At 41.8% G+C, this 9,026-nt stretch carries 5 protein-coding genes and 3 pseudogenes; 7 read left to right on the forward strand and 1 reads right to left on the reverse strand.

What is annotated here, in order from left to right; translation table 11 throughout:
• Window positions 1–341 precede the first annotated feature (341 nt).
• From AC075L_RS19125 to tnpA, 7 genes and pseudogenes are all read left to right on the forward strand, one after another.
• Complete coding sequence (locus AC075L_RS19125) at window positions 342–536, forward strand: hypothetical protein (protein ID WP_055168632.1); 195 nt, start codon at window positions 342–344, stop codon at window positions 534–536.
• 104 nt (window positions 537–640) lie between these two features.
• Window positions 641–1,862: pseudogene (locus tag AC075L_RS19130) on the forward strand (tyrosine-type recombinase/integrase).
• Window positions 1,863–2,099: 237 nt separating this feature from the next.
• A complete protein-coding gene (clpB, locus tag AC075L_RS19135) occupies window positions 2,100–4,691 on the forward strand; it encodes an ATP-dependent chaperone ClpB (protein ID WP_055057264.1) in 2,592 nt (863 codons plus the stop codon).
• The gene (locus AC075L_RS19140) at window positions 4,692–4,865 is read left to right on the forward strand and encodes a DUF4250 domain-containing protein (RefSeq protein ID WP_008706656.1); all 174 of its coding nucleotides are present in this window, start codon (window positions 4,692–4,694) and stop codon (window positions 4,863–4,865) included.
• Window positions 4,866–5,291: 426 nt separating this feature from the next.
• A pseudogene (locus tag AC075L_RS19145) lies at window positions 5,292–6,732 on the forward strand (sodium:proton antiporter).
• Window positions 6,733–6,747: 15 nt separating this feature from the next.
• Window positions 6,748–7,749 (forward strand): cytidylate kinase-like family protein, encoded by a 1,002-nt coding sequence (locus AC075L_RS19150; RefSeq protein ID WP_055052587.1) that lies wholly within the window; start codon window positions 6,748–6,750, stop codon window positions 7,747–7,749.
• A 317-nt stretch (window positions 7,750–8,066) separates the two neighbouring features.
• A complete protein-coding gene (tnpA, locus tag AC075L_RS19155) occupies window positions 8,067–8,537 on the forward strand; it encodes an IS200/IS605 family transposase (protein ID WP_118408900.1) in 471 nt (156 codons plus the stop codon).
• 118 nt (window positions 8,538–8,655) lie between these two features.
• Here tnpA and AC075L_RS19160 read toward each other — a convergent pair.
• Window positions 8,656–9,026, reverse strand: a pseudogene (locus AC075L_RS19160) (sodium-dependent transporter); the annotation flags it as partial.

Consider the following 9,026-nt stretch of genomic DNA (forward strand, 5'->3'; position numbering starts at 1 on the left):
ACAACTGAATAAAGCAGACAGATACGTTTGTGAGATAGCGAGCCACGGGGACTGTACGCCACGACCTTTCCAAAAGAAAGCGAGCGACCCACGCAGTGATCCGAGAGCGACTGTTGGAAAAGTCGTTTTGCCATGACCTATCCTCACAGAATAATGATACGTCCGCATGGTGCGGTTCTGCCCACAAGAATGGGAATAGTTGAGATACTAATGGAGCTTTCCAAAGCCGTCTGTCTGCTTATGTAACTTATAAATAGACACACAGTAAAGGGGGTGTTACATTATGTTAAATACTGATGTGTTAAATGATGTGATGTTCCAGCGAGGTAAGGTGTTGGAATATGAATAAAACGAAGATAAGAGCAACGGAACAGCCGATTGCTGTTGATATAGAGGGACTGTCTGCTAGGTTATCTTGTGGTCGTGCTACTGCAAGAAAGATTGGCGAGCAGGCAGGAGCAAAAATTGTGATAGGTCGCAGGGTTCTTTATTCCATAGAAAAAGTCAAGAAATACTTGTTATATTTGGAAGAATAGAGCGATTTTCTATTTATGTTCTCTGGCGTGTGTAGTATAATAAGAAAGGACAAAGCACGCTGTGAGAACAAGAAAAGAGGCTTTTTCAGAAAGGAATGGTTCTCATGGCAATTAGTAGAAAAGACCCAAAAGGAAGAAAATTAAGAGAGGGCGAAAACTGGCGTAATGATGGAAGATACAGTTATCGTTATACAGATGTAAGAACAGGCAAGAGATTGACAGTCTATGCACAAGATTTACCAGAGCTTCGAGAAAAAGAGAAGCAGATTGCAAAAGATATGGAAGATAATATATTGACAGACGGAGCAATCAAAAAAATGACGCTTAACACGTTGTTTGAGCGTTATATGGCAACTCGTGAGCTGGCTGATACTACAAGAGTTAGTTATGTTCGTGCTTGGGAAAACAGAGTAAAAGACGAGATTGGAAATATTAAAGTTGTTCAGCTTTTACCCTCACATATTAAAGCGTATTATGCGAAACTTTCCAAAGCTGGATATGCTTATTCTACAATCAAGTATATTCACAACCTGCTTTATCCTGCATTAGAAATGGCTGTTGATGATGATATTATCCGAAAGAACCCTGCAAAAAGTTCCATTAGTGATTATGGAAAACCAGCAGAGGAAAAAGAAGCCTTAACAGTTTCTCAACAAGAAAAGTTTATGGAGTTTGTAAAACAGAGCAATGTCTATAACACATATTATCCTATGTTTACCATAATGATTGGTACGGGGTTAAGATGTGGGAGAGCTTATTGGTCTTACATGGAAAGATATAAACATCAAGGCAAAAACGGTTAATGTAGACCACCAGCTCATTTATAAGAATTTAGGCGACGGTTGCAAGTTCCATATCTCAACACCAAAAACGTCGTCGGGTATTCGTATTATACCTATGACACAAGAAGTTGCAAAAGCCTTTGAGGAACAAAGAAAAATCAATTTTATGCTTGCAAAGGATAAGAGCATTGAGGTGGACGGGTGTTCGGGGTTTGTCTTTACAGCAAAATCGGGCAGACCGCTTATGCCGAATGGCGTAAATAGTGTTTTATACAACATTGTAGACGCATATAACAAAACCGAAGTAGAGAGAGCAAAAAAAGAGCATAGGAAAGCAGAGCTGTTACCAAAGTTTTCAGCTCATGTAATGCGTCACACAGCTTGTACCAGAATGGCAGAGTGCCGTATGGACGTAAAAGTTCTTCAATATATTATGGGACACGCTCATATAGATGTAACAATGGAAGTGTATAACCATATTGGAGAGCTGACAAGGATTGAAAATGAGATTGCAAGACTAGATAGTATGGTGTTAAATGCTTGACACCACAAAAAGAAAAATTGGTGTCAAATTGGTGTCAAAACAGAAAAAATCACAATTTCAAAAGAAATAAGATACTGCAAACCATTGATTTTAAAGGGTTTGCAAAAAAATAACAAAAATATTAGCACTCACCTCTTGACAGTGCTAACAACATGTGTTATATTACATGCAGAACAAAGAAAACAACATATTTCTCCTTCGGGAGAGATATTTCTCATATAAGAGGAGGGTTAGCCTATGAATATCAGTAAATTTACACAGAAATCCGTACAGGCTGTCCAGGATTTGGAGAAGGTTGCTTATCAGTTTGGCAACCAGGAGATTGAAGAGGAGCATCTTTTATATGCTCTGCTGGAACAGGAAGACAGCCTGATTCTTAAACTGATCGAGAAGATGGAGATAGATAAGGATTATTTCAGAAATTCTCTGAATCAGGCACTGGATGCTAAGGTTAAGGTATCCGGCGGTGAGCTCCGTTTCGGACAGTATCTGAACAAGGCTCTGGTCAGTGCAGAGGATGAAGCCAAGACAATGGGAGATGAATATGTCTCTGTAGAGCATTTATTCCTTGCCTTGTTGAGATATCCAAGTCCGAGCATGAAGAAGCTGTTTCAGGAATTTGGCATCACTAAGGAACGTTTCCTGCAGGCACTTTCTACAGTACGAGGCAATCAGCGAGTAGTCAGTGATAATCCGGAAGCTACTTATGATACGTTGAATAAATATGGCGAGGATTTAGTTGAAAAGGCACGTAACCAGAAGCTGGATCCTGTGATCGGACGTGATGAAGAAATCCGTAATATCATCAGAATCCTTTCACGTAAGACCAAGAACAATCCTGTGCTTATCGGTGAGCCTGGTGTAGGTAAAACAGCAGCAATCGAGGGTCTTGCACAGCGAATCGTGGCAGAGGATGTGCCGGAAGGTCTGAAGGATAAGAAGATTTTTGCCCTGGACATGGGTGCTCTGGTAGCAGGTGCCAAATACAGAGGTGAGTTTGAGGAACGTCTGAAAGCAGTCCTTGAAGAAGTAAAGAAGAGTGAAGGAAACATTATTCTTTTCATTGATGAGTTACATCTGATTGTTGGTGCAGGCAAGACAGACGGAGCTATGGATGCCAGCAATATGCTGAAACCTATGCTTGCCAGAGGTGAGCTTCACTGTATCGGTGCTACAACTCTGGATGAGTATCGTCAGTATATTGAGAAAGATGCCGCTCTGGAACGTCGTTTCCAGCCTGTTATGGTAGATGAACCTACAGTGGAGGATACCATTTCCATCCTTCGTGGTCTGAAGGAGAGATATGAGGTCTTCCATGGTGTTAAGATCACAGACAGTGCACTGGTTGCAGCAGCTACACTTTCACATAGATATATCACAGACCGTTTTCTTCCTGATAAGGCTATTGACCTGGTGGATGAGGCCTGTGCCCTGATCAAGACAGAGCTGGACTCCATGCCTTCAGAGCTGGATGAACAGCGCCGTAAGATCATGCAGCTGGAGATCGAGGAATCTGCACTGAAGAAAGAGACAGATAACCTGAGTAAGGAACGTTTGGAAACACTTCAGAAGGAGCTGGCAGAGCTTCGTGATACCTTTAATACACAGAAAGCACAGTGGGACAATGAGAAGCATTCTGTAGAGAAATTACAGAAGCTTCGTGAGCAGATTGAGGATGTGAATAAGCAGATCCAGAAAGCAAAACAGAACTATGATCTGGAGAAGGCTGCACAGTTACAGTACGGCGAACTTCCGAAATTACAGCAGCAGCTGGAAATCGAAGAGAAGAGTGTCAAAGAAAGTGACAGAAGTCTGGTTCATGAGGCAGTTACTGATGATGAGATCGCAAGGATCATTTCCAGATGGACCGGTATTCCTGTAACAAGACTGACAGAAGGCGAGAGAGCCAAACTCCTCACTCTGGAAGATCAGCTTCACAAGAGAGTTGTAGGTCAGGATGAAGGTGTGAAGAGGGTTACAGATGCAATCCTTCGTTCCAAAGCCGGCATCAAGGATCCGACCAAACCTATCGGTTCCTTCCTGTTCCTTGGTCCGACAGGTGTAGGTAAGACAGAGCTTGCCAAAACTCTGGCAGAGAATCTGTTTGATGATGAACAGAATATGGTCAGAATTGATATGAGTGAATACATGGAGAAGTATTCTGTATCCAGACTGATCGGAGCGCCTCCGGGATATGTAGGATATGAGGAGGGCGGCCAGCTTACTGAGGCAGTCCGCCGTAAACCATACAGTGTTGTACTTTTCGATGAGATTGAGAAGGCACATCCGGATGTGTTTAACGTACTGCTGCAGGTACTGGATGATGGCCGTATCACAGATTCTCAGGGACGTACAGTTGACTTTAAGAATACAATTCTTATCATGACTTCCAACATCGGTTCTCCGTATCTGCTGGATGGTATTGATGAGAATGGTGAGATCAAACCTGAGGCTCAGAGTCAGGTTATGGATGACCTGAGAGGCCATTTCCGTCCGGAATTCCTGAACCGTCTGGATGAAATAATTATGTTCAAGCCCTTGACAAAATCCAATATTGGTAAGATAGTAGACTTGATGGTCGGCGAGCTTGACAAACGTCTTGCAGACCAGGAGCTTTCCCTGGAACTGACAGATGCAGCCAAGGATCAGGTTATCGAGAATGGCTATGACCCGGTATATGGTGCACGTCCGTTGAAGCGCTATCTGCAGAAATATGTAGAGACTCTTGCGGCGAGAAAGATTTTGTCCGGAGATGTTCACGCAGGTGATACTCTGGTGCTGGATGTTCAGAATGGGGAATTCATTGTTACGGTAAAGGACGGAAACTAAATGATACCCAAAGATCCAATGATTCTGCTGAGTTATGTGAATACTCAGCTCAGGGATTACTATGATTCCCTGGAAGCACTCTGCACATGCAGAGGATTGAAGAAAGACGAACTGGTGGCGAAGATGCATTCCATCGATTATGAGTATGATGAGGCAACCAATCAGTTCATATAAGAAATATGCGAAATGCTCTCTGACAGCGGGAATTGCTGTTGGGGAGCATTTTTCGTATTGCGTATAAGAAAGATCCCTGCTTTAATTGCTCAAAAGTGATAAACTGCGGAGCAGTTATTGGGTCATGTGTTTCAAAATCAGTACAATCTTAAAAAATAGATAAGGCAGTACAAAAAAATGTCAGTAATAAAGATTAAATCGTTAAAATATAAACGAAAATAATTAGGGAATATGTAAAAAATGTATAAAAAAACAGGAAATAAAGTATAAATATTCACTATCCACACAATTGATTTTTGTATGCTGTATGATATAATTGCATCTGTAAAAAACAAGCGCATATTAAATAGGAAGAAACACGTATATGAAAAAAATCTCCTGAATGATAATCGCGCTGTACGAAAATACAATATGGAGGTGGCAGTTTTGAAAAAGTTGGTGACCGTACTGGGTGCTTTTTTTGCAGTTCTTCTGGCTTGTCCTTTGAGTGTATTTGCGGCAGAAGGCAGTAAAGCACCATCTACAGTACCTGTATGGCTTTGCATTCCCTTTGCAGGGCTTTTGTTATGTATTGCAGTGATGCCTCTGGTGAAAGCGGAGTGGTGGGAGTCTCATCAGCCACTGGTTGTTGCCTTATGGATCATTCTGATGGTGGTTCCATTTGCTTTCGTTTATGGAGCCGGAAAGACTGCAGAGACAGTTCTGGACTGTATTGTGAATGATTATCTTACATTCATCATTCTGTTATTCGGCCTGTTCTGCGTATCAGGTAATATTACCATGGAGGGTGATTTCGCAGGTTCCCCCCGTGTTAATGTAGGTCTGCTTGCACTGGGAACTCTTCTGGCAAGCTGTATCGGTACCACCGGTGCCAGTATGCTGATGGTACGTCCGGTAATTAAAATGAATTCATGGAGAAAGAGAAAAGGACATATTATGATCTTCTTTATCTTCATGATTTCCAATATGGGTGGATGTCTTACCCCGATTGGAGATCCGCCGCTGTTAATGGGATTTATGCGAGGTGTTCCATTCTTCTGGAGCCTGCATCTGTTCCCTGTACTGATCTTTAATATGGTCATTCTGCTGTTTGTATTTTATCAGATTGATAAACGTTCCTACAGAAAAGATATTGCAAATGGCCGTAAACCGGATATCCGTAAACCGGGTACTCAGTTTCGTCTGGATGGACTGCACAATATCATTTTCCTTGTGATGATCGTTGGCGCGGTAATTTTAAGCGGTGTACTTCCGGGAATGTCTGCATTCCAGGATGCCGCAGGCAATGTAAGAGGAATTCATCTCTTTGGAGAAGTAACTCTGACATTCCCGGCACTGATCGAAATCGTGATCATTCTGCTTGCTGCATTTCTTTCCTTTAAGACAACAGATAAGCAGATCCGTATCAGAAACCATTTTACCTGGGGTGCAATTCAGGAAGTTGCAGTTTTATTCATTGGTATCTTTATTACCATGCAGCCTGCACTGATGCTTCTGAAAGCAGTAGGACCAAATCTTGGAATCACCAAGCCTGCAGAGATGTTCTGGGCAACAGGTGCACTTTCCAGTTTTCTGGATAACACACCGACTTATCTGGTATTCCTTACAACAGCAGGAACATTGGCATTTACCAATGGAATCACAACCACACTGGGAACTGTACCGACCGAAGGTTCTGTCCGCAATTTCCTGCGGTGCAGTATTCATGGGTGCTAACACTTATATCGGAAACGCCCCGAACTTTATGGTAAAGGCAATCTCTGATGAGAACGGTGTGAAGATGCCGTCATTCTTCGGATATATGCTCTGGTCTGTGGCATTTCTGATTCCGGTGTTTGTTATTGATATGTTTGTATTCTTTTTATAAGGAGGGAGGATCATTATGCAGGATAATCAGGAAAAATGTAAAGAACTTGCAATACGCATTTATAACCTGGACGAAGAAGTTTATAAATGTGTGGGTTCCTCTCTGGGACGTACATTTACAGGACAAAAAGAAACAACTCTCCGTCATCTGGCAGCACTGATGTATACCAAGCCGGACGGACATCTGCTCAGAAGTGAACTGGCGCTGATCAGTAACATGGCCCGTACCATCAGGGATAAGAGCGAGAGAAGACGTCTTATGATAGAGTATGACAGTATTCTGAAAGAGATTGAAAGTCTTCCGGATACATTTGGACAGACAGATATTGTAGATAAAGAACGTATCAGTCTGAATAATCTGATCGCAAGACGCCAGAATGAGATTTCCGAAAATGATCATCTGATCATCTGTATCAGCCGTACACAGGGAAGTGGCGGTAATGATATCGGATTTGAACTGGCGGATCAGCTTCAGATCAACTATTATGATGCAGAAATTTTTGATCAGGTTATGAAGCGTCTGCAGGCAGACAAAAATGCAGTCAGTGATACTGGTAATTTTGAAGGGTTTGATAAATACAGAAAGAAAAAACACACAGATCTGAAAACCTGGTTCAGGGAATTCAATCGTTATCATGGACTTCCGAAGCAGGACGCAGTATTTTTCAATATGAGTGATCTGATCTGTGAACTGGCAAAGAGTGAAGACTGCGTGATCATGGGACGTTGCGCAGATGCGATTCTTAAGAATAATCATATTCCTCATATCAGTCTGTTTATCAGTGCTCCGTTCCAGGTTCGTGTGCAGCACGTTATGGATATCCGTAATATGAATCTGAAACAGGCAGTACGTTTTCTGAAGCAGATGGATAAGCAGCATAAGAAATATTATGAATTTTATACCGGTGAGAAATGGGGAAAACCGGAGAATTATGATTTGTGTATCAACAGTGCCAACTATGGACTGAAGGATACAATTGAGCTGATCCGGAGAATGCTGGATCAGAAGGTTCACTGATCAGAGGGAGATTTATCTGTCTGATTTAACCGAATCAAGTAAATAGCGGAGCGGATTGCGCGAATATCCGCCTGACAAAGAAAATAAGCTCTGTGGATAAAAGAAAAATCCACAGAGCTTATTTTTTTATTGTTAGGGCAAAGCCCTGTTTGCCATTGTGGAGTTTTTCGCTGATCCGAAAAACGGAGCTTTGGAAAACAAATAAACCACCTGCTATGCAGGTGAGTCAGCATTGCTTCAGCTTACAGAAAAAAACCTCCGGTGGTATAATTAATGTAGGTTCGCCAACCGCACTAATATACACAGGAGGTATCCATATGGATAATAATAGTTTATCACATACAAAGTGGAATTGTAAGTATCATATTGTTTTTGCACCAAAATATAGAAGAAAAGTAGCATATGGAAAAATTAAACAGGATATAGCAGATATTTTGAGTATGTTATGCAAAAGAAAAGGTGTAAAAATTATTGAAGCAGAGATATGTCCAGATCATGTACACATGTTAGTAGAAATTCCGCCAAGCATAAGTGTATCGTATTTTGTAGGGTACTTAAAAGGAAAGAGTACATTAATGATATTCGAAAGACATGCAAATCTGAAGTACAAATATGGAAACAGACATTTCTGGTGTCGCGGATATTATGTAGATACGGTAGGGAAAAATGCAAAGAAAATACAGGAATATATAGCAAATCAGTTACAGGATGATCTGGAATATGATCAAATGACACTGAAAGAGTATATTGACCCGTTTACGGGTGAGCCAGTAAAACGTAACAAATAAAGATAAGCCCGAAAGGGCTTTGTAGGTAAATGATGTTGCGCTTGGCGAACCTATTTCGATGAGTCTTTAGACTCCAGTGCCGGTAATAGACCCTTATAGGGTCAAAGCAAACCACCGGCTAAGCCGGTGGTCGTGATTTCCAATTAAATGTGAACATTCCATAAATATAGATAAAGGCAATTATAATCGGAAGTACAAACCGGAAGAGCGGTTTCATCCAGCTCTGTACCTTTAAGCCCTTACCGGTATTGCTCTCTTTGATAAAGTTATCCCATCCCCAGCCGAACTTATTACAGCAGAAGAGTGCAAGGATGAGAGAGCCAAGGGGTAAAATATTGTTGGAAACAATAAAATCCCAGAAATCAAGCCAGGTAGTTCCTTCGGCAAATGGCTGGAAGTGGAAAACGCTGAAACCAAGGGCTGTGGTAAGTGCCAGAAGAAAGACACCTGTGCCGCAGACCACGCTGCCTTTTGGACGAGACCAGCCGG

The sequence above is a fragment of the Blautia sp. ZXY-1-B12 genome, from assembly GCF_056339915.1.